The 22,952-nt window shown below is 32.4% G+C and carries 25 protein-coding genes; 8 read left to right on the forward strand and 17 right to left on the reverse strand.

Features of this window, described 5'->3' with window-relative positions:
* The first annotated feature begins 45 nt into the window (after window positions 1-45).
* Genes OZP08_RS13745 through OZP08_RS13755 form a run of 3 tightly spaced genes read left to right on the forward strand, consistent with a single transcriptional unit; the run spans window position 46 to window position 2,100 of the window.
* On the forward strand, window positions 46-1,326 hold the full coding sequence (locus OZP08_RS13745) for a beta-ketoacyl-[acyl-carrier-protein] synthase family protein (RefSeq protein WP_281323610.1): 1,281 nt from the start codon (window positions 46-48) through the stop codon (window positions 1,324-1,326).
* Between the two features lie 34 nt (window positions 1,327-1,360).
* A complete protein-coding gene (locus tag OZP08_RS13750; RefSeq protein ID WP_268846663.1) occupies window positions 1,361-1,615 on the forward strand; it encodes an acyl carrier protein in 255 nt (84 codons plus the stop codon).
* Window positions 1,612-2,100, forward strand: coding sequence for a 4'-phosphopantetheinyl transferase family protein (locus tag OZP08_RS13755; RefSeq protein ID WP_268846664.1), 489 nt, complete (start codon window positions 1,612-1,614; stop codon window positions 2,098-2,100). The genes OZP08_RS13750 and OZP08_RS13755 overlap by 4 nt, the downstream gene beginning before the upstream one ends.
* Window positions 2,101-2,132: 32 nt before the next feature.
* Here the strand turns inward: OZP08_RS13755 and OZP08_RS13760 are convergent, their stop codons facing one another.
* Window positions 2,133-2,729 carry a 3'-5' exonuclease gene (locus OZP08_RS13760; protein WP_281322113.1) on the reverse strand — a complete coding sequence of 199 codons (597 nt, stop codon included), beginning with the start codon at window positions 2,727-2,729 and terminating at the stop codon, window positions 2,133-2,135.
* Window positions 2,730-2,731: 2 nt separating this feature from the next.
* On the reverse strand, window positions 2,732-4,648 hold the full coding sequence (locus tag OZP08_RS13765) for a DUF294 nucleotidyltransferase-like domain-containing protein (protein ID WP_281322114.1): 1,917 nt from the start codon (window positions 4,646-4,648) through the stop codon (window positions 2,732-2,734).
* A gap of 176 nt (window positions 4,649-4,824) precedes the next feature.
* Here OZP08_RS13765 and OZP08_RS13770 point away from each other — a divergent pair, with 176 nt between their 5' ends.
* Window positions 4,825-5,331: a DUF2911 domain-containing protein gene (locus OZP08_RS13770; protein ID WP_268846666.1), complete on the forward strand. Its 507-nt coding sequence runs from the start codon at window positions 4,825-4,827 to the stop codon at window positions 5,329-5,331.
* A gap of 304 nt (window positions 5,332-5,635) precedes the next feature.
* Here OZP08_RS13770 and OZP08_RS13775 read toward each other — a convergent pair whose 3' ends face one another.
* From OZP08_RS13775 to OZP08_RS13795, 5 genes are all read right to left on the reverse strand, one after another.
* The gene (locus OZP08_RS13775; RefSeq protein ID WP_268846667.1) at window positions 5,636-6,049 is read right to left on the reverse strand and encodes a hypothetical protein; all 414 of its coding nucleotides are present in this window, start codon (window positions 6,047-6,049) and stop codon (window positions 5,636-5,638) included.
* A gap of 103 nt (window positions 6,050-6,152) precedes the next feature.
* Complete coding sequence (locus OZP08_RS13780; protein WP_268846668.1) at window positions 6,153-7,424, reverse strand: NAD(P)/FAD-dependent oxidoreductase; 1,272 nt, start codon at window positions 7,422-7,424, stop codon at window positions 6,153-6,155.
* A 97-nt stretch (window positions 7,425-7,521) separates the two neighbouring features.
* Window positions 7,522-8,856, reverse strand: a complete 1,335-nt coding sequence (locus tag OZP08_RS13785) for a DEAD/DEAH box helicase (protein WP_281322115.1) — start codon at window positions 8,854-8,856, stop codon at window positions 7,522-7,524.
* 72 nt (window positions 8,857-8,928) lie between these two features.
* Window positions 8,929-10,467, reverse strand: a complete 1,539-nt coding sequence (locus tag OZP08_RS13790; protein ID WP_268846670.1) for a DEAD/DEAH box helicase — start codon at window positions 10,465-10,467, stop codon at window positions 8,929-8,931.
* 112 nt (window positions 10,468-10,579) lie between these two features.
* Entirely contained in the window at window positions 10,580-11,104 is a 525-nt protein-coding gene (locus OZP08_RS13795) for a DUF6155 family protein (protein WP_281322116.1), read from the reverse strand.
* 188 nt (window positions 11,105-11,292) lie between these two features.
* Here OZP08_RS13795 and OZP08_RS13800 point away from each other — a divergent pair, with 188 nt between their 5' ends.
* The 3 genes from OZP08_RS13800 (at window position 11,293) to OZP08_RS13810 (ending at window position 13,295) form a co-directional block, all read left to right on the forward strand.
* Window positions 11,293-11,568, forward strand: a complete 276-nt coding sequence (locus tag OZP08_RS13800) for a DUF3817 domain-containing protein (RefSeq protein ID WP_268846673.1) — start codon at window positions 11,293-11,295, stop codon at window positions 11,566-11,568.
* Between the two features lie 61 nt (window positions 11,569-11,629).
* The gene (locus OZP08_RS13805; protein ID WP_268846674.1) at window positions 11,630-12,886 is read left to right on the forward strand and encodes a mechanosensitive ion channel family protein; all 1,257 of its coding nucleotides are present in this window, start codon (window positions 11,630-11,632) and stop codon (window positions 12,884-12,886) included.
* Window positions 12,887-12,890: 4 nt separating this feature from the next.
* A complete protein-coding gene (locus tag OZP08_RS13810) occupies window positions 12,891-13,295 on the forward strand; it encodes an ACT domain-containing protein (protein ID WP_281322117.1) in 405 nt (134 codons plus the stop codon).
* Window positions 13,296-13,431: 136 nt separating this feature from the next.
* On the opposite strand, the gene OZP08_RS13815 is transcribed toward OZP08_RS13810, so the two are convergent.
* Window positions 13,432-13,818, reverse strand: a complete 387-nt coding sequence (locus tag OZP08_RS13815) for an acyl-CoA thioesterase (RefSeq protein WP_268846676.1) — start codon at window positions 13,816-13,818, stop codon at window positions 13,432-13,434.
* A 73-nt stretch (window positions 13,819-13,891) separates the two neighbouring features.
* On the opposite strand from OZP08_RS13815, the gene OZP08_RS13820 reads away from it, so the two are divergent.
* The gene (locus OZP08_RS13820) at window positions 13,892-14,314 is read left to right on the forward strand and encodes a glyoxalase (RefSeq protein ID WP_268846677.1); all 423 of its coding nucleotides are present in this window, start codon (window positions 13,892-13,894) and stop codon (window positions 14,312-14,314) included.
* Between the two features lie 65 nt (window positions 14,315-14,379).
* Here the strand turns inward: OZP08_RS13820 and OZP08_RS13825 are convergent, their stop codons facing one another.
* The 9 genes from OZP08_RS13825 to hisC form a co-directional block, all read right to left on the reverse strand.
* Entirely contained in the window at window positions 14,380-15,504 is a 1,125-nt protein-coding gene (locus tag OZP08_RS13825; RefSeq protein ID WP_268846678.1) for an acyltransferase family protein, read from the reverse strand.
* A 97-nt stretch (window positions 15,505-15,601) separates the two neighbouring features.
* Window positions 15,602-17,257 (reverse strand): M1 family metallopeptidase, encoded by a 1,656-nt coding sequence (locus OZP08_RS13830; protein ID WP_281322118.1) that lies wholly within the window; start codon window positions 17,255-17,257, stop codon window positions 15,602-15,604.
* 117 nt (window positions 17,258-17,374) lie between these two features.
* On the reverse strand, window positions 17,375-17,974 hold the full coding sequence (gene hisIE / locus OZP08_RS13835; RefSeq protein ID WP_281322119.1) for a bifunctional phosphoribosyl-AMP cyclohydrolase/phosphoribosyl-ATP diphosphatase HisIE: 600 nt from the start codon (window positions 17,972-17,974) through the stop codon (window positions 17,375-17,377).
* 55 nt (window positions 17,975-18,029) lie between these two features.
* Window positions 18,030-18,785, reverse strand: a complete 756-nt coding sequence (gene hisF / locus OZP08_RS13840) for an imidazole glycerol phosphate synthase subunit HisF (RefSeq protein ID WP_268846680.1) — start codon at window positions 18,783-18,785, stop codon at window positions 18,030-18,032.
* Window positions 18,786-18,872: 87 nt separating this feature from the next.
* Window positions 18,873-19,595 (reverse strand): 1-(5-phosphoribosyl)-5-[(5-phosphoribosylamino)methylideneamino]imidazole-4-carboxamide isomerase, encoded by a 723-nt coding sequence (gene hisA, locus OZP08_RS13845; RefSeq protein WP_281322120.1) that lies wholly within the window; start codon window positions 19,593-19,595, stop codon window positions 18,873-18,875.
* A gap of 59 nt (window positions 19,596-19,654) precedes the next feature.
* Window positions 19,655-20,242, reverse strand: coding sequence for an imidazole glycerol phosphate synthase subunit HisH (gene hisH, locus OZP08_RS13850; RefSeq protein ID WP_268846681.1), 588 nt, complete (start codon window positions 20,240-20,242; stop codon window positions 19,655-19,657).
* A gap of 73 nt (window positions 20,243-20,315) precedes the next feature.
* The gene (locus OZP08_RS13855; RefSeq protein ID WP_268846682.1) at window positions 20,316-20,666 is read right to left on the reverse strand and encodes a nuclear transport factor 2 family protein; all 351 of its coding nucleotides are present in this window, start codon (window positions 20,664-20,666) and stop codon (window positions 20,316-20,318) included.
* A 48-nt stretch (window positions 20,667-20,714) separates the two neighbouring features.
* Window positions 20,715-21,851, reverse strand: coding sequence for a bifunctional histidinol-phosphatase/imidazoleglycerol-phosphate dehydratase HisB (gene hisB, locus OZP08_RS13860; RefSeq protein WP_268846683.1), 1,137 nt, complete (start codon window positions 21,849-21,851; stop codon window positions 20,715-20,717).
* Between the two features lie 55 nt (window positions 21,852-21,906).
* The gene (gene hisC, locus OZP08_RS13865) at window positions 21,907-22,947 is read right to left on the reverse strand and encodes a histidinol-phosphate transaminase (RefSeq protein ID WP_281322121.1); all 1,041 of its coding nucleotides are present in this window, start codon (window positions 22,945-22,947) and stop codon (window positions 21,907-21,909) included.
* Window positions 22,948-22,952: the final 5 nt, after the last annotated feature.

The following is a 22,952-nucleotide window of genomic DNA, read 5'->3' on the forward strand; positions in this document are numbered from 1 at the left end:
TAAATCATTTAATTTTTTTTAAAATATTTAAATTAAAAATAAATGTTGAAAAATCGTGTTGTAATAACTGGTCTTGGCATAGCTGCTCCAAATGGAGTTGGGCTTGATGCGTTTACTCATGCCATAAAAAATGGAATTTCAGGGATAAAATTTGACTCAGAATTAGAAAGTTTAAAATTCGCATGCCAAATTGCAGGAAAACCAGAAATACCTACTGAATTAGCCCTGAACTACTTTACAGAATTGGAATTACGAAATTTCAATGCATCTGGTATTTTATACGGTGTCATAGCCGGGATTGATGCTTGGAAAGATGCAGGTTTGTCTATGGAACTTACTGAAGACCCTAATTGGGACAGCGGAACTATTTTTGGAGCAGGAACGTCAGGTATTGATAAATTTCGTGAAAGCATATATAAAATTGATGCATTACAAACACGAGGTTTAGGCAGTACAAGTGTATCACAAACTATGAATAGTGGTATAAGTGCATATTTAGGAGGAAAACTAGGCCTAGGCAATCAAGTAACAACCAATTCTTCGGCTTGTACAACCGGTGTTGAAAGTATTCTAATGGGCTACGAACGCATTAAATCTGGTCAAGCAAAGCGAATGCTTACAGGAAGTACCAGTGATTCCGGACCCTACATTTGGGGAGGTTTTGATGCAATGAGAGTATGCACTTTCAAACATAATGATTCTCCCGAAAAAGGCTCCAGACCAATGTCGGCTAGCGCTTCGGGATTTGTACCGTCAAGTGGGGCAGGAGCATTATTATTAGAAGATTTAGAAACTGCTTTAGAACGTGGCGCAACCATTTATGCCGAGATTTTGGGCGGAAATGTAAATTCTGGTGGACAAAGAGGCCCCGGATCAATGACAGCTCCAAATCCGGTAGCAGTTCAAAAATGCATAACAGACGCTATAAAAAACGCAGGAATTTCTGCAGCAGAAATAGATGCTATAAATGGTCACTTAACAGCTACTTCAAAAGATAGTCTGGAAATTATGAATTGGTGCACTGCTCTAGGTAGAAAAGGAACTGATTTTCCCTATATCAATTCACTGAAATCAATGGTAGGACATTGTTTGTCGGCTTCCGGAAGTGTAGAAAGTGTTGCAACTGTATTGCAAGTACAACAAGGATTTATTTTTCCTAATATCAATTGTGAAGATTTGCATCCTGAAATTTCCACTTATATTGATGCAGCAAAAATTCCTTGTCAGTTAATCGAAAAAGACATAAATATTATTGCAAAAGCCAGTTTTGGTTTTGGAGATATAAATGGATGTATTATTTTTAAGAAATATAATCCTAACATTTAATAAAAGAACAATATAGAACTAATTTTAAAAGAATATGGATAGAGAAGCAACAATAGAACAGCTAAAGAATATCATAAAACCGTACTCTCAAAATGAAGAAGCTTTTGAAAATCTTACAGAAGAAACGGATTTCATTAATGATTTAAAAATAAACTCGGCTAATTTGGTTGATGTTATCTTAGATATCGAAGAAAAATTCGACCTTATTATCGATAATGAATCCATGGAAAAAATGGTCAATGTAAAAGCGGCAATAGGTATTATTGAAGCTGAATTATTAAAAAAATGATTGGAAATGACATTATAGATCTAGATTTAGCTCTCAAGGAAAGCAATTGGAAAAGAAACCGCTTTTTGGATAAAATTTTTTCTCCAAATGAGCAGCAATTGATTCAAAATTCCAAAAACAAAGACCATATGGTATGGAATTTATGGAGCAGGAAGGAGGCTTGCTATAAAATTTATAACCGCCAAACGGGAATTAGAGGTTTTTTCCCGTTACGATTCGTGTGTTATTATGATAGTGCAAATACTGGAACAGTTTCTATTGATGACTTTGTTTTTTATACCCAAACAGAAATCACAAGTAGCTATATTTATTCGGTTGCCGTATTAGAAAAAGAATATTTCAAAAAAATAAAACTTTTAGAAACGGACATAACTATAAAAAAAGAAAACGGAATTCCATATTTAGTAAATCCCGTTTCAAATAACGTGAGTCCTGTATCTATAACGCATCACGGTCGTTATCAGAGAATCATTTCGACAATATAAGTCAGCTTTCGAAATATCTTTCGAGTGAAATTTTACTTTATACCCAATCTTGACTTCAGTTTCAAAAACAACAAGGCCATTGTATAAGCATCTTCTGAGGGAGTGTTTCGGTATGTTTTTGGTAATTTAAAAATATCTGATAATTCGTCTAATGAAAATTGCTTATCATTAGCATCAATTAGTTTTCTATACATTACGTCAATATCTAATGCTTCGTTTTTTAATCGGCCACAGCCCAATCTTTCTAAACTAACATTGATCATTTCTACATCAAAGTCAATATGATGGCCTATTAAAACTGAATTACCTATATAATCAATGAACGCTTGAATAGCATCAGGTTCACTTAATTTCTTCATTCTGCTTTCTATAATAAACTCATTAGACAAGCCATTATCATGAAGATATTTATACTGCAAAAGAACCGTTTCAAAACTATCACCAATATGAATGCTGTTTTTGACAATCGCAAATGAACCAATAGACAAAATCACATCCTTATAAGGATTTAGTCCAGTAGTTTCAGTTGTAAAAACAACAAATCGATTCGGTTTTTCTTCAAACTTAGATAAATAAGTTTTCCAAAAATCAGGATACTCTTTGTTTATATTTTTTAACCAGTCTAACATTATTATGAGAATTGCGTAAGTTTAAAATTACTTTTTATTAATTCTTCTAAATCTTTCATTGGATTAAAAGCATTTTTTAATTTCTCTTTATCCAGTTTAGTCAATTCATCTAAATTTATATATTGCCCAGAATTTTCATTTTTCAAACCTTCATTAACTCTAAATTTTGATAAAACTAGAAATGCTTCTGCACAATTAAGATAAATATCGGCATTTTTAGGATCAATAATAGCTAATTGCTTAAATCTTAAATAAGTATTATTAAATCCTCTTATGCTAAAGTGCAACGCAAAAAGTCTGGCACCATCAATAAGTGGCATCAATGCTCGGGTTTTTATATCGAACTTATCTTTATTTGGTTCTTCTTCTTCACGAACAAATTTTTTGAAAAAAGTAAGTGGTGCATTTTTTCTTAAAGCGTCATTTCCTAAAAAATCAAAAAACAGAGAATTATTTTCGATACTCTCAAATATTCTATTCTCTAATGCTTCAAATATTTTTTTCTCACCAAAAACCAAATCCAAATCAAAGAAAATACTACTCAAATTATTACTATTTTCACCTGGAGTATTTATCCAACTATCATACTGTTTAGTCCAGTCTGTCAATGATTTACACCATAACATATTACTAGCTATATGTCCGTTTGGACATAACTCATAGCCTGTTTTTTCAAGTATCAAAGTGGTCTTTTTACTTAGCTTTAAAAAATAATCTCTTACGTCTCTATATTTATCAGAAGGTACATCCTCAAATACCAAAATACTATCTTGATCCGTAAGCAACAATTGTTCTTTTCTACCCTGACTACCAATACTTAACCATGAAAAACGAGCAGGAGGAGAGCCTAATTCTAAAATAGATATTTCTACAGCACGTTTTAAAATGGCAGAATTTATCTCACTCGCAATATTATTGATATGCGAAAGCGGAATATTTTTATTTATTGAGTTTTGAATCAATTCTGCTAAACGCTCTCGAATTTGTCTCAATTCTTTTGGGTTTAGCGATCTTTTGACTTCTTTTATTAAAACGCCTGGATTATTTGCTTGAGCAACAATTAGATCATGCTCAGATATTATCCCTCTTACAACTGATTTATCTGTACCATCATGGGTTACACATAAATGACTAACATTGTTTTTCAGCATTAGCAATTGGGCTTCCGCCAAAGAAACATTTTCTACAACTGTAACCACCGGAGATGACATGATAGAGTTTACAGCAATAGTTATAGGAAACAAACCTGAAGCTATTTTTGAACACATATCCGTATTGGTTACAATCCCAATAGGCAAATTGTTCTCACAAATGACCGCACTCGTTGAGAGATTCTCAGTCATACGCAAAGCAACTTCTTTTGCATTATCAGCAGCACTTACAACAAGAGGAGATCTATTGTAGGTAAGAGACTGAAAATATTGCATTTCATTTTTTTGTTCTGCATAGAAAAAATTGTCAGAAGCTAATTTTCCTCTAAAATTCTCTTTATCTTTTGGATTCCAGGTATTAGAAGCAAAACTTTCTAAAAGGAAATTTAATACATTCGGATTATTGGCAACAAAAGGTCTGAAAGTGGCTATAGGAATACCATAAATTACACTTTCTTCGCGGGCTTTTGCAGTCATCATATAATTGTTTTTGGCAAAAAACGGACGTAATCCAAATACATCACCAGCATGACATTTGTTTAACAATGTCTCTTCTGCATCTGAAATTACAGATAAATTGACAGTACCTGATGCTACTACATAAAAGCAATCATGTAAAACATCATTTATTTGAAATAATGTTTTGTGTTTTTCTAAATTTATAACGCGAATATTTGCGGCTATTTCTGACAATTCCTGAAAAGTCAAGTTGTCAAATGGCGGGTATTCCTTTAAAAAATCAGCAATATGTTCAGCAATTGTATTCATAGTTTGAAATAATGTATGGACAGTAAAAATAATAAAATTACCCTTAAAAAGAAGACATAATTGTAGGAATGCAATTAAATTTTAGAATCGTTAAATTTTTCATAAAAATAATACAAAATCTAAATAAATATATTGAAGTTGTCCTAATTTTATGTGATAATCAAAAAACTAATCATATGAAATTATCAAGAAAAGTATTATTATTACTTGCAACAGTTTTTGTTACGGCATTTGTTAATGCACAGGAAAAGCCTTTGAGTCCACCTGAAAAGGCTACTGGAAAAATAAATGGTGCAACCATTGAAATCAATTATGGAAGTCCATCCGTAAGAGGAAGAAAAATTTGGGGAGAATTAGTTCCTTTCAACGATATCTGGCGTGCTGGTGCCAATGAAGCTACCACATTTGAAACCAACAAGGACATTACGATTGAAGGTTCTAAATTGCCAGCAGGTAAATATTCTTTCTTTGTAATTCCAAATGAAAAAGAATGTGTTGTCATTTTTAATAAAGAAGCTAAACAATGGGGAGCTTATAAATATAATCAAAAAAACGATCAGCTTCGTGTAACTGTTAAACCAACAAAATCTAAATCAATGACTGAAAAATTGATTTATGCAATAAATCCAAATAACGTGACTTTAAGTTGGGATTCTTGGAATATTGGTTTTAATGTAAAATAGTTTTGCATAAAGTTTTTTTAAATCATCGCCGTTATGGCGATGATTTTTTTTTATCTAATAAATGCGTTTAGAATTTTAAAATGAGTTTGTATCGTTTACTGAGAATCGCATAAAATTATTTTTTTTAAAACTTTTCGGAAATAAGCGACGTATGATACATCATTCATTTGAAATTTAAATAGATTGAATACTATAATGGTGTAGGTTTTAGAAAACTCTATTTTACATAATATAAATTATAGTTCATTTTTATACTTTGATAAAATCACCTTGTTATGGTGATTTTATAGAATTGACAAACTTATTAGTATTTTTTTAGAAAGACAGATTTACCATTTAAAAAAACTTCAAATTGATTTTTGTCATCATAATAAATGGTTTTATAAACGTCTCCTTTAAAAAGAGAAATTTCTCCATGAGACTTTCCATCAGTTTTCGTTGTGTAATCAAATACCATTCTTTTGTTATAAGGTCCAATTCCTAAATTATAAGAAATAAAATCAGTTCCTTTTAAATCAAATTCTTGCTTAGAATCAATTAATTTTCCATCAGTATAAAAATTTGTTATTTGTTTCGTAAGAGGAATGTCTGGATAAAACTGATTAACTTTTTTAATAAATTCATACTGATCAATACTCACAGGCTCAATTTTGGAAGTAATCGTTTGTGAAAATGAAATTGTGCTTGCAAAAAGAAATAACATGATACATTTTTTCATAATTTTTAATTTTAGTTAATATTCTGAATCTTATTTAAAATATTCATTTATAAATACTTGAATTTAAAAATCTTGTATAAACTTCTAAGGTACGAAATTTTGCTTATGCCTCATCTTTCTTTCTTTTCTCCGGTCTAATAATCATTCGTAATGATTGGTCTTTAGAAAAATAAGCAATCATCCAATGGTAAAAAGTGTTTAATCTATTACGATAACTTATCAAGGACATTAGGTGCACAAATAACCAAATCATCCAAGCCGGAAATCCTTTGAAATGCATTTTTGGTTTTGGTAAATCAACAACCGCTTTCTTTTTCCCTATGATAGCCATAGAGCCTTTGTCATTGTATTTAAATGGTTTAAGTGGTTTATTTTGAACCATTGATTTAAAATTCTCAGCCAAATTTAGCCCTTGCTGAATGGCCACTTGCGCTACTTGCGGATGTCCTCCAGGGAAATTTTCATCACTAAGTTGGATACAGGTATCCCCAATAGCATAGATATTATCCGTAGCATTTACTTTATTGAATGCATCTGTAGCCATTCGTTTGCCTCGACCGTAACTTTCTGCTGGAATTCCTTCAAATTCTTTTGCTGAAACTCCAGCTGCCCAGATTAAATTTTTGGTTTGTATGGTTTTTCCGTCTGCAAAATAAACGATATCGTCTTTATAATCGACCACTCGGGTGTTTAGTTTGACTATTACTCCAAGTTGAGTTATCGCTTCAAGAGTATCTACTTGTGATTCCTTACTCATTGGTGATAATAAGGCATCACCTCCATCAACCAAATAAATATTGCTGACTGATGTTTGAAATTCCGGATATTCTTTGAGCAAAATATTTTTTCGCATTTCAGCAAACATTCCGGAAACTTCTACTCCTGTGGGACCACCTCCAACAATAACAATTGTCAAATGTTTTCTGCGCTCATGAATATCCTTACAAATAGCAGCTTTTTCCAGATTTTTTAATAATGCATTGCGCATCTCAATGGCATCATTGAGTGTTTTCATCGGAATGGCATTTTTCTTGACATTTTCCATTCCAAAATAACTCGTTTCAGCTCCTGTTGCAAAAACTAAATGATCGTAATGCAATTCGCCATTATTGAGGACAATTTTATTCTCCGCAGGAATTACTTTTTGCAATTCTCCCAAGCGAAATTGCAGATTCTTTTTGCCAACAAAAAATTTTCTAAAAGGATAACTGATACTTGAAGGTTCTAAAAAGGCAGTTGCTACCTGATAAATCAGTGGTGGAAAGAAATTATAATTGTTTTTGTCTACAAGGGTTACATGAATGTCTTTTTGGTTTGCTAGTTCTTTGGCTAAATTTATTCCTGCAAAACCTCCACCTATTATTACAATTTCCATATTGTTTTTTTATGATAGTATTAAAAAAATAACATCCATAAATATACGCTATTTATGGATGTTATAAAATTTAGAATATTAAAAAACTTATAAATAATTAGTTCCTTTTTTGCTTTTTAACGGGTTTCTCTAATTCAATTTTGTTTTGCAACAAATAATTAGCCAACAATTTTTCAATCAATTCATCTTTAGTCAGATGATGAAAAATGGTTTTTATTTTTGTCTTCAATTCGGCATCAACATCATGATTTGGTTTGGTTTTGAAGATTTGTTTTGCCCATAAAAGTGTATTATTTTCTTCAATACTCGCTACAGACGGCTTCTTGTATTCAGAAAATTGAATACCCAATTCTCTTTCGAAATCAACAATTTCATTAGCTTCCTCAGGTTGTAAAACAGTCAAAGAAAGTCCTTTGGCACCTGCTCTAGCTGTTCTTCCGCTACGGTGAACATAGACTTCATAAACATCTGGCAAATGGTAATTTACCACATAAGAAATCTCTTTAACATCTATTCCTCTTGCTGCCAAATCTGTCGCTACTAGAATATTGATGTGTCCTTCGCGAAATTGCTCCATGATTCTATCACGGATTCCTTGTGACAAACTTCCGTGTAATGCCCCTGATGAAAATCTATTGATGGCCAGATTTTTGGCTAACTTATTGACAGCTGCTTTGGTTTTACAAAAAATAATGCCACGTTCCCCTTCTTTTGTATTTAGGAAATGCATTAATACATCTAGTTTTTCAATAGGATCTACTACAATATAGTTGTGATCTATCCCTTGATTACCTGCTGTTTCCATGTTTGCGCTTACCTGAACTACATTCTTATTAAGGTAATTTTGGATTAATTGCTTAATGGTTCCTGGCATTGTAGCCGAAAACAAAAAGGTTCTATAGTTTTTAGGAAATTCGGTAATAATTTCGTCTAAAGCATCTTTAAGAATAGCCACCATTTCATCGGCTTCATCGAGAACTAAAAATTTAGTTTCTTTTAAGCTAATTGCTTTGCGTTGTACTAAATCGATCAAACGACCTGGTGTTGCCACTACAATGTGGGTTGGTTCTGTTAATCGTTCTATTTGTGGCTTAATTGGAATTCCTCCACAAATGGCCGCTATAGAAACATCTGGAAGATATTTAGCATAGCTTTCCAGATTATTGAAAATTTGTTGACCCAATTCTCTTGTAGGCACTAGAATTACGGCTTGTACAGCTGCAACTTCAGTGTCTATCAATTGTAATAATGGCAATCCAAAAGCAGCGGTTTTTCCCGTACCTGTCTTGGCAAGTCCCACAATATCTGTGTTATTTGACAAAAGTAACGGAATGGTTTTTTGCTGAATTTCTGTTGGATTTACAATTCCCATTTCGGTAATCGCTTTTAGTATATCTTTTGAAATTCCTAAATCTGAGAATTGTTTTGACATTTTTTCTGTTTTTTTATTTTATAAAATTGTAGAGACGCACAGCAGTGCGTCTCTATTGGATATGCAAAATTATTAATCCAGTTCGTTCATAACTTTCTCTCGGTATTTTTTACCTATCAATAAAAGAAGTCTCTGTTTATAATCATCTAACAGCCATTCTCTATAATTTTTGCTACATTGGCTAAGACATTTTGAGAAGCGCTTAACACGGTCTTCAATATCAGCTTCCAATTCTTTTGAAAGTGCTTTGGCTTCCTGTAATTCTTCAGTATTATCCACACACATCGCGGCATGTTGATCAATTGATTTATCCAAAACCACTTTAGATCTTAAGTTTTGAGCGATTGCTAGTTTGTGTTCTTCATCAACATCAAAAGTAACATCGGCTGTTTTGCTGAATTTTGCGCGTAAATCTGCAGGCATCGAATATTTGAAATGCATTTCAATTTCGTTGTCATCACGTAGATTTTCTAAATAAAATTCGGGCGATTTAAAAATATGCTGCCAGTTTACCGGATCACTCCACAATCCAAAACGAGCGGCATTATTACCCAAATCAATTACCGAAAATTCATCTTTTCCAGGTAATTTTCTAGAACCACGACCAATCATTTGGAAATACAATGTCAATGATTTTGTTGCTCTGTTTAATATAATGGTTTCTACTGTTGGCTCATCAAATCCAGTGGTAAGGATACCTACAGAAGTTAGAATCGCATCTGGAGTGTGCTTAAACCAATGCAGGATTTCTTTTCGTTCCTCATTACTACTGGTGTTGTCAAGGTGGCGTATGCCATAGCCTGCTTCCCTGAAAGTTTCATATACATAAAGAGAAGTGTTGATTCCGTTGTTAAAAATCAAGGTTTTCTTGCCCAATGATTTTTCGGTATAGGCATGCAATAATTTTTCCTGCATGGCCATATTGGTATATAAATCATCCGAAGATTTTACGGTGTAATCTCCATTGATTCCTACTTTTAATGATGTTAACCCAACATCGTAGCTATAGGTAATTGCTCTTGCCAAGAAACCGTTTTCTATTAATGAATTAATGGTGTCTCCCACAATTAGTTCATTATAGCTTTGGTGCATTGGTAATTTTATATTGGAGCTTAAAGGCGTAGCTGTTACTCCAAGAATGAATGCATTTTTGAAAGATTTCAATAATTTTCGGAAGGAATTATAATGTGCCTCATCGATAATTACTAAACCAATATTGTCTAAATGCAATTTTTCGTCATTGATACGATTTTTCAAAGTTTCGACCATGGCCACAAAACAAGAATATTCGTTTTGGTCTGGAAGTTCTTTTACTTTACTGTTTATGATTTTATTTTTTACGTCAAAACCTTTTAACATTTTTGAAGTTTGCTTACACAACTCTATACGGTGTGTTAGCACAACAACTTTTTTATTGTGTTGAGATAAATAGCGACGAACGATTTCAGAAAAAATTACTGTTTTTCCTCCGCCGGTTGGCAATTGATATAATAAATGGTGTTGTGGCGGAGCATTATCTATACGCTCAAAAATGGCGTCAATATCTCCTTGTTGGTAAGCGTAAAGTTCTTTTCTGCTTTCAATTTCAATTTCTAAAGTGTCCTGATGCATTATTTTTTATTGGATTTTTGCAAAAATACGCCTAAAAAACAGTTATTCTACTAAAATTTAATTAAAAATTATAGGGCGGATTAAATAATATTAATTTAGAGGATATTACCTACTAATAAAATTGTTCTATAATTCTTTTAAAATCAGGTTCGTTATACCATTTTTGTTCTGAAGCACGATGATGAATCTCTTTGATTCGAGTTTTAAATTCCGCTATTATTCCATTCGAAATAATAAAATTTATTCCCTGTTCAAAGGAATTGAACATACTTTTATAGAATAATTCCTGCTTTATTGTATTCTCTGCAGAAAAAGCTTGAGCAATTTCTATATTATAAAGCATTACATCTGCAATCACAAATGGATCTACTCCCAATTGTATAAAGTGTTTGATGTATTTTTGAGCTACAGAACGTCTCATCTTTGCTTTTTTTCTCTTTCCTGTCGTCTTAACAGGGAAATATTCATTAGAGATTTTGAGCTTACATTCCTGTAACAGTGTTTCTTCTTTTGGATTAAATACAAAATTATAGTACACTTTTACCGGACTGAATTTTTCATACAATTCGAGGATTTGTTCCTCTAATTGTTCTTTATTGAGTTCGTTTAAATATTTTTTTAAATCTCGCTTGCTCATTTTCAAAGTTTAAGAATACAAAAGTAATTTACTTTGGCATTGAATACTGCAATAATCAATGTTATTACTTAATTTTGTTTTTTTATTTTAGGGATTTAGTGTTACAAATGATTTAATTTCTAGTTTAGTACTTAATTCTTTTTATATCACTCTTACCACTTAATAATTAAACACTTAATTTACTCCTTATGCTCAAGATTTTTAAGATTACCGCTATTCTGGAAGGAATTTCTTATTTAGTTTTATTTTCGAATATGCTTTTTATTAAACCAACTCACATTGACTTATACAAAACATTACTGTACCCAATCGGGATGAGTCATGGTGTATTATTTATTGGTTATGTTTTATTGGCTTTTTTATTAAAAAGTGCTCAAAACTGGGATTTTAAAAATTTCAGCTTTATACTAATTGCTTCACTATTGCCGTTTGGTACTTTTTATGTCGAAAAAAAATATTTGTAATTAAGCTGCAAAGATTTCGATTTAGAATTAATCCCAAAATAGTCATAAATACTTGTAAAGCATGAATAAACTCATTCATCTCATTTTTAGTTTCCTCTACCCTATCTTCAGAAATTGGGGTTTGAGCCGAAATTTTTCGACTTATTTGAGTTTATTCTTCAATATAATTGTACTCTGCTTTTTGGCATACGGTATATATATAGTGTCCCGATTTGTATTGGTTACTATAATGGCTGTTGTTGCACAGCGAACGAAAACTAAGTTTGATGATTTGTTGGTAACCAATAAAACGGCCAAATACATTGCTTACTTGGTTCCGTTATTTTTTGTATTCAAGTCAGTTCCAGTAATTTTGGATAAGTTTGAATACTGGGAAGACTTTTTCGGAAAATTAGTTGGTATCTATATCATTCTTTTGCTTTTATGGATCATCCGAACCATTTTTAATTCCTTACGTGACTACCTAAAACTGATTCCCAGATACAGCGACAAACCAATAGATAGCTTTATTCAGGTTATCATGATTGTGCTGTGGATGTTTGGAATTGCTCTGATCATCTCAAAATTATTTGATATTGACCAAAAGGAATTATTAACTATTCTTGGAGCAGTTTCAGCAGTAATAATTTTGATTTTTAGAGATACCATTTTAGGTTTTGTGGCAAGTGTACAAGTAGCAATAAATGACATGGTACGTATAGGCGACTGGATTACAATGGATCGTTACGGTGCCGATGGTGATGTAATCGAAATTAATCTGGCAACCGTAAAAGTTCGAAATTTTGACAATACTACCACAACTATTCCAACCTATAGTTTAAGTTCAGATTCGTTTCAAAACTGGAGAGGAATGCTTAACTCAGACGGTAGACGTATCAAAAGACATATAATCATCAAAGCCAGTAGTATCCGTTTTATGCAAGATCAAGAACTCATAAATTTAAAAAGAATTGATCTTTTGAGCGCTTATATTGATACTCGAAAAGCTGAAGTGGACAATTACAATCGAAATCATAAAATTGATAAAGGCATAGCCATAAATGGTCGAAACTTGACTAATTTAGGTTTATTCCGAAAATATATTACGCAATATCTGCAACAATATCCAGGTTTGAATAAAGATATGCTAATGCTTTGCAGACAATTGCAGCCCACTCCATATGGTGTTCCGCTTGAAGTGTATGCTTTTTCTAAAGACAAACGTTTTGAAAATTATGAATATATTATGTCTGATATATTCGATCATATTTTTGCTTCTGTTCCCTATTTTGATTTAGAAATTTTCGTAATGCCGACAGAAAATATTGTAAAGCCTTAAATTTATGGAAGGAGAAAAGAATTTAGAAAAGTTGCTTAAATCAATGAGACCTTACCACAACGAAGGAGATTATGTTTTTTGTTTGGTAAATGACTTAACCACTTTTGAAAGTAATACTATTGTTATGCTTTTCAGAGAAACTGAAGGTTTTACTGTTATACTCAAAAAAGAATTGGCAGACAGTCTTAAACTGGAATATTCTTTTGTAGCCTCTTGGATTACTCTTACTGTACATTCATCACTTGAAGCAGTTGGATTAACAGCAGCATTTTCTAAAGCTTTATCTCAGGAAGGGATTAGTTGTAATGTTGTGGCGGCATTTTACCATGATCATATTTTTGTAGGCAAAAAAGACACCGATAAGGCTATGGAAATTCTTAATCGCTTTTCAGATACAACAGTTTTATAAATATTTAGTCATTCTACATAAATCTCGTATTTTTAAAAAAAACCATATACAATCTTATAGACTGCATATGGATTTCTTTCAATGATTGTTTGTATAATCTTAGCTACTCAGAACTTAGCGCCTTAGCAACTCATTTCTAACCCATTCTGTTTTTAACATATTCTATTTCGGTTTTCCCGTGAGCTTTTGGTTTACCGTCCTCTCCTAGATTTACCATAGTAGTATTATCAATAGTAATGATTGTTTCGCGAGTCATCATATTTCTGACTTCGCATTTTAACACCAATGAAGTTGTTCCAAATTTTACAACATCAAGACCTATTTCAACAATATCTCCCTGTTTAGCCGAGCTTCTGAAATTAATTTCAGACATGTGTTTGGTTACAATTCTTGGATTTTCTAATTGTATAATGGTATACAGTGCTAATTCTTCGTCAATCCAAGCCAATAATTTCCCTCCAAATAAAGTTCCGTTTGGGTTTAAGTCTTCAGGTTTTACCCATTTTCTAGTATGAAATCGCATATTTTTTTATTTAATAACGCTAATTTAAGACATTGCTAACAGTAAATTTTATATTTTTAAAGAAAAAAGCAAGATGAATCAGAGAGATATTTTTATAAAAGAAATTCGAGGGGAATCATTTGGAAATGTAAACAATCAATCATCCTCAGAAGAGCTATTTCAAAATGAAGTACTCAGACCGATTTTAAAATTACAGAACGATTTATTTATCGCTTCTTTTTTGAATTATATCAGCAAGTACAAAAGAGATTTTTATTCTAAAACTGTCGAAAACAAATTGGCAATTATAGAAAACGCGATTCAAAAAGACATCAAGTTTAGAAATGCCTTAAAAGGAATGATCATCGGGTTGTTTACGACTGATGAATACGCTCTCTATATTCAGAATTCATCCAGTCTCAACAAAAGGATGATGAATCTATTGATAGAAAGATTAAAAAGTCAAGTTCAATTATTTGATATTGAGGCTGAACAAAACGTGAATATCTCAAAATAGATTTCAATAATTGATGCAATTGAATTCTTCAATGTTTTCAACAAATTAGAATATTCTTAGGTTGATTATTTATGATCTATTATTTTGTTTCTCAATTTCATAAATGGTTTTTCAATCGTGAAATTCAATATAAATGCAGCAACAGTACAAGTTACAACACAAATTACAAGCATCAGATTAGCATCTATTTTAAAATCTTCTAAAATCTGATGTGTTATATGAATTATTCCTTTGTGTGTCAAATAGATTGCATACGAAAGTGTTGCTATAAAAGTTGTTACTTTTGAATTCCATTTGAATAAGAAACTTGTTGGACTTACTGCTCCAATAACCATAAATCCATAACCTATTGCAACTACTGGAAAACCAAAAATTGAGGAAGAATAAGATTGACTATCTTCACATAAAAAGTAAGCTCCAGTCAAAACAAGTAAGCTAAGAATTAAAAACTGATTTCCAAATTTTGATATCCTACTCCAAAGTTTTGGCAAAAACTGATAAATTCCAGCAATAGATACACCCACTAAAAGTCCGTCTAAACGGTTATAAGTTGGATAATAAATGTATTTATACCAATACATCCAGCTATATTCATTATTAATTTCCGGCAGATATAAATTATTGAAACTGTAGATTCTAATTGCAAAACCGAATAAAAATAAAACAATGATAAGCCAATAAGCTTTTTTGAACCATTTAGAAAACTGTAATGGAATCAGAATAATTGGCAGGAATAAATAAAAATGCTCTTCAACACAAAGTGACCAAGCATGCGAAAATGTTCCAAAGTCTTTTAGATTAAGTCCTAAATTCTGTGTGAAAGTCAAAAATTTCCAAACTGGAGGCAAAGATTCTTTTTCACGAAAAACTGGGAAACAAAAATATAACCCCACAGTAACCCAAAATGCCGGAATAATTCTAAAAAAGCGTTTCAAAAAGAATAATCTAAATGAAATAGCTTTCCCAAGTTTGATTTGAGCAAAAAGTTGTGAAGAAATTAAAAAACCGCTTAAAACAAAGAATAAATCTACCCCAGTCCAACCAAATTTAGCAAAACCAGGCAACCATTCTGGCTGCCCGCCACTAAGTATGAAATAATGAAATAGAAAAACAAATAAAATTGCTAATGCTCGTAAATGATCTAGTCCATAAAGTTTTTCAGGACTGTTTGTTTTTAATTTTTCTGTCAAAGTTTTTTATTATTGAATTTCGAATCTTACTACACTTTTTTGCAAGTCTATAGACTAACATTTTTTTTATCCCATTAAGCTTAAACTCATTATAAAATTACTTTGCCATTTCATTGCTTAAAACATAATAATCTTTATTCACTTCTACCTTTTCAATTTTAGAAGGGTTTGTAAATTCACTCCACTCCCCTTTTGGATTTAAAGCAACTTCATTTCCGTTTATCACAACTTTTACAGGCATATCAAAACCTGAAACAATATTTGTCCAACGGTATTTCAAAGTACTATCCTGAATGGTATATTCAAATGTTGGAATTCTAACATCTCTCAAATATTGATTGAAAAAGGTATTCAAATCCATACCAACCTGTTGACTCAAATAATCTTCAATTTGTTTTGTAGTTACAGTTTGGTGGTAAAAAGTACTGTTTAAACCTCTCAAGATACTTCTCCATTTTTCATCATTATTTACAATTTGTCTTAGCGTATGTAGCATATTAGCACCCTTAAAGTACATATCGCCAGATCCTTCATTGTTTACATCATAATGCCCAATAATAGGTTTATCATTTTGAATGTTTTTTCGAACTCCTCTAACATATTCAAAACCTGCATCTTTGCCATAGTAATATTCCACAAAAAGGCTTTCGGAATAATTGGTGAAACTCTCGTGAACCCACATATCAGCAATATCTTTGTAAGTGATATTATTGGCAAACCATTCATGTCCTGATTCGTGAACAATAATAAAATCAAACTTTAAGCCCCAACCTGTTCCGCTTAAATCACGCCCCAAATAACCGTTTTGATAACCGTTCCCATAAGTTACTGAACTTTGGTGTTCCATTCCTAAATACGGAGCTTCTACTAATTTATAACCATCTTCATAAAAAGGATAAGGTCCAAACCAATGTTCAAAAGCTTTCAACATTTTTGGTACTTCTTTGAATTGCTCCTTTGCTTTTGCCAAATTATCTTTCAAAACATAGTAACTACAATCTAAATCACCTTTTTCTCCTTTATATTTCTCCGAAAAAGAAACATAATCACCAACATTAATATTTACTCCGTAATTGTTGATCGGATTTTTGACCACCCAAACATAGGTTGTAGTCCCATTTTTTAATGGTATTACATTTTGTAGGCGACCATTAGAAACATCCATTAATTTTCTAGGAACGTTAACGCTAATTTTCATTCCTTCTACTTCATCATACATATGATCTTTGTTTGGCCACCAAACACTGGCACCTAATCCTTGGCAGGAAGAAGCAATAAAATCGTTTCCATTTTTATCTTTTTTCCATGTTAAACCTCCGTCCCATGGTGGTCTAACGGCTACTTTTGGTTTACCTTGATAAAAGACTTTTATTTCTTTTACAGCTCCCATATTTTGGGTAGCCGTTAATGTTATGAAGAAGACATTCCCTTCTCTTTTGTATTTTAATGCAACTCCATTCTGTGTCACCTTGGTAATTTCCATTGGGCTTTGTAGATCAATTTGCATTACATTATAAGGCTTTAAAACTTTATATTGAATGGTATTAGAACCTGTAATTGTGCTATCTGCAGGATTTACTTTTATATCCAAAGAATAGTATTTTACATCCCACCATAATCTTTCTTTGGTAATGCTTCCCCTTAAAGAATCTTGTCGAGTAAAATGGGTGTCCGACTTATTCAGTAATCCTTGTGCCAATAATCCATTGGAGATTAAAAATGAAATCAATAAAAGGTTAAGATGCTTTTTCATGAATTTGATATTTTTTTACCAAAACTACATACTTTTTTTGATTTTTATAACAAAAGAAAGCCCAATGGCAAATATTTTTTGGCATTGGGCTTTGCGAAATAGTATAGTAATTTGTTCTTACTTCTGACGGCTTTTTAAAACATCAACCACATCATTTAGTTGAAATCCTTTAGCTTGTAATAATATCAGGTAATGAAATAATAAATCAGCACTTTCACTCAAAAATAATTCATCATTATCATCTTTGGCTTCAATAACTACTTCTACGGCTTCTTCCCCAACTTTTTGGGCAATTTTATTGATTCCCAATTTAAACAAAGAAGCCACATAACTTTTTTCGGAATCAGCGTTTTCTCTTCTGGTTTTAATGGTGTTTTCCAGATTCGAAATAAAACCATATTCTTGTTTGTTTTCGGTCGCCCAACAAGTATCTGTTCCTTTGTGGCACGTTGGTCCAACTGGTCGTACTTGAATCAACAGTGTGTCGTTGTCACAGTCGTTTTTAATATCAACCAAATTCAAGAAGTTACCACTTTCTTCGCCTTTTGTCCAAAGTCTTTGTTTGGAACGGCTGTAGAAAGTCACTTTTTGTGTATCTATTGTTTTTTGATAAGCCTCAGCATTCATGTACCCTAACATCAAAACGTTTTTAGTTTCACTATCTTGAATGATGGCAGGAATTAAGCCATGTGCACTTTTTGAAAAATCTATATCCATTATTATAATTTAATGATTGAATAATTAAAAGATCGAAAAATCTATTTTCTTTTCTCTATAATCTAACTTCAATATGGTTATTTTTAAGTTCTCTTTTTAATGTCTTGATTTCAATTTCTTTGAAGTGGAATACGCTTGCCGCCAAAGCTGCATCTGCTTTACCATCTATAAAAGCATCAGTGAAATGCTGTATATTTCCAGCTCCTCCAGAAGCAATTATTGGTATGTTAACCAATTGAGATAGTTTTGCCAAAGCTTCATTGGCAAATCCGTTTTTGGTTCCGTCGTTATCCATCGAGGTAAAAAGGATTTCTCCGGCTCCTCTCTCTTCTACTTCTTTTGCCCAATCAAATAAATTCAGTTCAGTTGGTACTTTTCCACCAACTAAATGCACTATCCATTGGCCATCAATTTGCTTGGCATCTATCGCTACTACAACACATTGGCTTCCGAATTTTTGTGCCAAATCGTTTATTAATTGAGGGTTCTTTACCGCCGATGAATTAATAGAAACCTTATCTGCTCCGTTTTGCAACAAAACTTCTACATCTCCTACAGTCGAAATTCCACCTCCTACTGTAAACGGGATATTGATAGTTGAAGCCACTTTTCGAACCAAATCTATCAAGGTTTTTCTACGTTCTTCTGTCGCAGAAATGTCCAGAAAAACCAATTCATCTGCACCTTCATCCGAATAGATTTTTGCCAATTCTACAGGATCTCCAGCATCTCGCAAATCTACGAAATTAACACCTTTCACGGTTCTACCGTTTTTTATGTCTAGGCAGGGTATTATTCTTTTTGTTAACATCTTTTCTTAATGTGTTAATTAGACAATTAGTCAATTAGATAATTGTTTGTTTCGTTTCATAAATTATCTAATTTTCAAATTATCTCATTATCTAATTATAAAATCCTCCAATTGTTTCAACGAAATTCTGCCTTCATAAATAGCCTTTCCTATGATGGTTCCTTCACAGCCTAATTCGGCTAGCTTGGGTAATTCATCAAAAGTGGAAATTCCTCCAGAAGCGATTAATTTTATACCATTGGCTTCTGCTAAAATTTTAGCGTACAAATCAAAACTAGGTCCTTCTAACATTCCGTCTTTGGCTATATCTGTACAAATTACATACTCAATTCCTTTGTTTTGATAGTCCTTGATAAATGGAACCAAGTCTTCATTTGAATCTTCCAACCAACCTGAAACAGCTACTTTTTCGTTGGTAGCATCGGCTCCTAAAATGATTTTATCTGAACCATATTCAGAAATCCATTTTTCAAAAATGGGTCTGTTTTTTACAGCAATACTTCCTCCGGTGATTTGGTTTGCACCACTTTCAAAAGCGATTTTCAAATCAGAATCCGCTTTTAAACCTCCTCCAAAATCAATTTTTAATTTTGTTTTCGTGGCGATTTGTTCCAATATTTTATAATTGACAATTTTGCTAGATTTTGCACCGTCTAAATCTACTAAATGCAAATATTCGATTCCGTGAGCTTCGAATGACTTAGCTACTTCCAACGGATTTTCATTGTATATAATTTTAGTGTTGTAATCGCCTTTCGATAAACGAACACATTTTCCTTCTATAATATCTATTGCGGGGATTATTCTCATGTTTTTAATTTAAATATTTAAAAAATTAAATGATTTAAAGATTTACTGAACTCAATTTTTCAATTTTTCAATTTCAAAAAATTCTCTAAAATCTTCTCTCCAACATCACCACTCTTTTCCGGGTGAAATTGCGTTCCGTAGAAATTATTGTTTTCTAAAGCCGATGAATAGGCAACTTCATAATCAGTCGTTGCAATGGTTTCTTTACAAATAGGAGCATAAAAGCTATGCACCAAATACATGTATTCATTCTCTGCAATTCCTTTGAACAAATCCGATTTTAGATTATAAATGGTATTCCAACCCATTTGAGGGACTTTTACTTTAGGAGAAAACTTAAAGACATCTACATCAAAAATGCCCAAACCTTCTGTATTTCCCTCTTCGGATTTGTTGCACATCAATTGCATACCCAAACATATCCCGAAAACGGGTTGTTTAAGTGTTGGAATCAAAGTATCCAATCCGCTTTGTTTTAGCATTTTCATTGCATAACTAGCCTCCCCTACTCCTGGGAAAATAACTTTGTCAGCTGCTTTTATTTCTTCCGGATCATTACTCAAAACTGCTTTGTATCCCAATCTTTCGATGGCAAACATGATGCTTTGAATGTTTCCTGCTCCGTAGTTTATGATTACTATTTTCATTAGTTTTTGTTTCAGGTTCGTTTTGTTTCAAGTTTCAGGTTCTGTTGCCTGAAACTTGAAACAGTTCTTTAATTTACAGATCAGCATAATGTGCTATCATTTTGTTTACCAATCCATTTTTATCAAAAAACATGATTTCAATTGCCATTTTATTCATAATCGATTTGTAATAAAGTGCCACAGAATTAACTCCAGATGTCACATCAACCAACTCAAAATGTAAGTCTGGAATCTTTGTTAATGCCTTCTCCCAATAGCCTCTCACTTCTTTTTTTCCTTGGAGTGAACCATTATCAATTCCAGCTGCCAATTTTATCATTGGTGTCGTAATTTCAATATCTTCAGAATAATGCTTCATGATATCATCCAAATCATGCGAGTTCCAAGATTCTATCCATTTTTGGGCAAACTTTTTTGCTTCCATGTTTTTTTTGTTTCAAGTTCGTTAAAACTGTCTGATGCTTATAGCGTTTTACAACATTCCTTTTGTTGATGGTAAAATCATTTTCTCCGTATCACGTTTAACTGCTACTTTTATTGCTTTTGCAAAAGCTTTAAAGATAGCTTCAATTTTGTGATGTTCGTTGGTTCCTTCCGCTTTGATATTGATATTGGCTTTGGCTCCATCAGAGAAAGACTTGAAGAAATGATAAAACATTTCTGTTGGCATTTTACCAACCATTTCACGTTTGAATTCGGCTTCCCAAACCAACCAGTTTCTACCTCCAAAATCAATAGCTACTTGAGATAAACAATCGTCCATTGGCAAACAGAAACCGTAACGCTCAATTCCTAATTTATTCCCTAAGGCTTTGGCAAAAACTTCCCCCAAAGCAATAGCTGTATCTTCAATCGTATGGTGTTCGTCAACTTCAAGATCACCTTTTACGGTAATTTCCAAATCCATTTGCCCGTGGCGGGCTATTTGATCCAACATATGGTCAAAGAAGGAAATTCCTGTATCAATTTTGCTTTTTCCAGTTCCGTCTAAGTTTAAGTTGATATAAATGTCAGTTTCGTTTGTTTTTCTCGAAATAGTTGCTGAACGGGCTTCGAGTTTCAAAAACTCATAGATTACTTTCCAATCGGTAGACTGCAAAATGATTACTTCATCTAATTCCTCTTTTTTACTTGAGATTTCAGCTATTCCCAAATCGTCTTCTGATTTCAGAAAAATAGCTTTTGCCCCTAAATTTTTAGCCAATTCCACATCGGTAATTCGATCACCTAAAACAAATGAGTTCGCTAAATCATACTCAGGATTGTCAATGTATTTGGTTAACATTCCCGTTCTTGGCTTACGAGTTGGTGCATTGTCTTCTGGTAAAGAATGATCTATAAAAATATCATCAAAAAGAACTCCTTCATTTTCAAAAGCTCTTAAGATAAAGTTCTGAGTTGGCCAAAAGGTTTCTTCCGGAAAACTGTCGGTTCCTAATCCGTCCTGATTGGTTACCATAACCAATTCGTAATCCATTTCTTTGGCAATTTTTGCCAAATACTGGAATGCTTTTGGATAAAATTCTAATTTTTCTAAACTGTCTAATTGATATCCTTCCGGTTCTAAAACAATGGTTCCGTCACGATCTATAAAAAGTACTTTCTTCATAGGTTATTTTATTCTAAACCTAATAGTGTTCAAAACACTGTTAGGTCTTAGTTATTTAATTTTGTAGAGCTTCTATTAATTTTTTATTTTCTGATTCAGTTCCAATAGTCAAACGCAAAGTATTTTCACATAAAGGTTGAGTGGTTCTATTACGGATTACAATTCCTTTGGCTATCAAATCATCATATCTTTTATTGGCATCATCTACTTTTATCAAGATAAAATTAGCCTCTGTTGGATAGATTTTTTCAACATAATTTACATGAAGTAAAACTTTAAGTAACTCTTCTCTTTGTTCTATTATTAATTTAATTTCAGATTGTATCGCATTGGTATCATCCAATCTTTGTAAAGCTCTTTTCTGAGTTAATTCATTAACATTATAAGGTGGCTTTATCTTATTTAAAATCGAGATTATTTCTGCAGACGCATAACAAATTCCCAATCGAATTCCCGCCAGTCCATATGCTTTTGACAGCGTTTGAGTGATTACCAAATTTGGGTATTGATCCATTTTTTCCAACCAGCTTTCTTTTTCGGAAAAGTCAATATAGGCTTCATCAATCACAACCAAGCCTTTAAACTGTTCCAATAAAGTAGTCACACTTTCTTCAGAAAAAGAATTTCCGGTTGGATTATTAGGCGAACACAAAAAGATCATTTTTGTATTCTCATCAATTGCATTAAATATTTTTTCAATTTGAGGCTGAAAATCAGTTGAAAGCAATACCTCTCTATTTTCTACTGCATTGATATTGGCAAGCACTCCATACATCCCGTAAGTAGGAGGCAATGTGATCACATTATCTACTTTAGGCTCACAAAATGCCCTGAACAATAAATCCAAAACTTCATCACTACCATTTCCTAATAGCATCTGGTTACTATTCACCTTGTGCTGTTTGGCTAAAATACTTTTTACCGATGCTTGTTGTGGATCTGGGTAACGATTTACACCACTGCTAAATGGATTCTCATTGGCATCCAAAAATACCATATCTGCGGTATCAAAATCCTCAAATTCATCTCTGGCTGACGAATATGGTTTTAAAACCTTTACATTATCACGTACTAAATTATTTATATCGAAATTCATTTCGT

It is taken from the genome of Flavobacterium aestivum (genome assembly GCF_026870175.2).
GTDB lineage: Bacteria > Bacteroidota > Bacteroidia > Flavobacteriales > Flavobacteriaceae > Flavobacterium > Flavobacterium aestivum.

What these genes read in the sequence shown, in the direction of transcription:
- OZP08_RS13750 (WP_268846663.1), top strand. Translation starts at nt 1,361, where the DNA reads ATGGATAGAGAAGCAACAATAGAACAGCTAAAGAATATCATAAAACCG.
- OZP08_RS13755 (WP_268846664.1), top strand. Translation starts at nt 1,612, where the DNA reads ATGATTGGAAATGACATTATAGATCTAGATTTAGCTCTCAAGGAAAGC.
- OZP08_RS13760 (WP_281322113.1), bottom strand. Translation starts at nt 2,729, where the DNA reads ATGTTAGACTGGTTAAAAAATATAAACAAAGAGTATCCTGATTTTTGG.
- OZP08_RS13765 (WP_281322114.1), bottom strand. Translation starts at nt 4,648, where the DNA reads ATGAATACAATTGCTGAACATATTGCTGATTTTTTAAAGGAATACCCG.
- OZP08_RS13770 (WP_268846666.1), top strand. Translation starts at nt 4,825, where the DNA reads ATGAAATTATCAAGAAAAGTATTATTATTACTTGCAACAGTTTTTGTT.
- OZP08_RS13775 (WP_268846667.1), bottom strand. Translation starts at nt 6,049, where the DNA reads ATGAAAAAATGTATCATGTTATTTCTTTTTGCAAGCACAATTTCATTT.
- OZP08_RS13780 (WP_268846668.1), bottom strand. Translation starts at nt 7,424, where the DNA reads ATGGAAATTGTAATAATAGGTGGAGGTTTTGCAGGAATAAATTTAGCC.
- OZP08_RS13785 (WP_281322115.1), bottom strand. Translation starts at nt 8,856, where the DNA reads ATGTCAAAACAATTCTCAGATTTAGGAATTTCAAAAGATATACTAAAA.
- OZP08_RS13790 (WP_268846670.1), bottom strand. Translation starts at nt 10,467, where the DNA reads ATGCATCAGGACACTTTAGAAATTGAAATTGAAAGCAGAAAAGAACTT.
- OZP08_RS13795 (WP_281322116.1), bottom strand. Translation starts at nt 11,104, where the DNA reads ATGAGCAAGCGAGATTTAAAAAAATATTTAAACGAACTCAATAAAGAA.
- OZP08_RS13800 (WP_268846673.1), top strand. Translation starts at nt 11,293, where the DNA reads ATGCTCAAGATTTTTAAGATTACCGCTATTCTGGAAGGAATTTCTTAT.
- OZP08_RS13805 (WP_268846674.1), top strand. Translation starts at nt 11,630, where the DNA reads ATGAATAAACTCATTCATCTCATTTTTAGTTTCCTCTACCCTATCTTC.
- OZP08_RS13810 (WP_281322117.1), top strand. Translation starts at nt 12,891, where the DNA reads ATGGAAGGAGAAAAGAATTTAGAAAAGTTGCTTAAATCAATGAGACCT.
- OZP08_RS13815 (WP_268846676.1), bottom strand. Translation starts at nt 13,818, where the DNA reads ATGCGATTTCATACTAGAAAATGGGTAAAACCTGAAGACTTAAACCCA.
- OZP08_RS13820 (WP_268846677.1), top strand. Translation starts at nt 13,892, where the DNA reads ATGAATCAGAGAGATATTTTTATAAAAGAAATTCGAGGGGAATCATTT.
- OZP08_RS13830 (WP_281322118.1), bottom strand. Translation starts at nt 17,257, where the DNA reads ATGAAAAAGCATCTTAACCTTTTATTGATTTCATTTTTAATCTCCAAT.
- hisIE (WP_281322119.1), bottom strand. Translation starts at nt 17,974, where the DNA reads ATGGATATAGATTTTTCAAAAAGTGCACATGGCTTAATTCCTGCCATC.
- hisF (WP_268846680.1), bottom strand. Translation starts at nt 18,785, where the DNA reads ATGTTAACAAAAAGAATAATACCCTGCCTAGACATAAAAAACGGTAGA.
- hisA (WP_281322120.1), bottom strand. Translation starts at nt 19,595, where the DNA reads ATGAGAATAATCCCCGCAATAGATATTATAGAAGGAAAATGTGTTCGT.
- hisH (WP_268846681.1), bottom strand. Translation starts at nt 20,242, where the DNA reads ATGAAAATAGTAATCATAAACTACGGAGCAGGAAACATTCAAAGCATC.
- OZP08_RS13855 (WP_268846682.1), bottom strand. Translation starts at nt 20,666, where the DNA reads ATGGAAGCAAAAAAGTTTGCCCAAAAATGGATAGAATCTTGGAACTCG.
- hisB (WP_268846683.1), bottom strand. Translation starts at nt 21,851, where the DNA reads ATGAAGAAAGTACTTTTTATAGATCGTGACGGAACCATTGTTTTAGAA.
- hisC (WP_281322121.1), bottom strand. Translation starts at nt 22,947, where the DNA reads ATGAATTTCGATATAAATAATTTAGTACGTGATAATGTAAAGGTTTTA.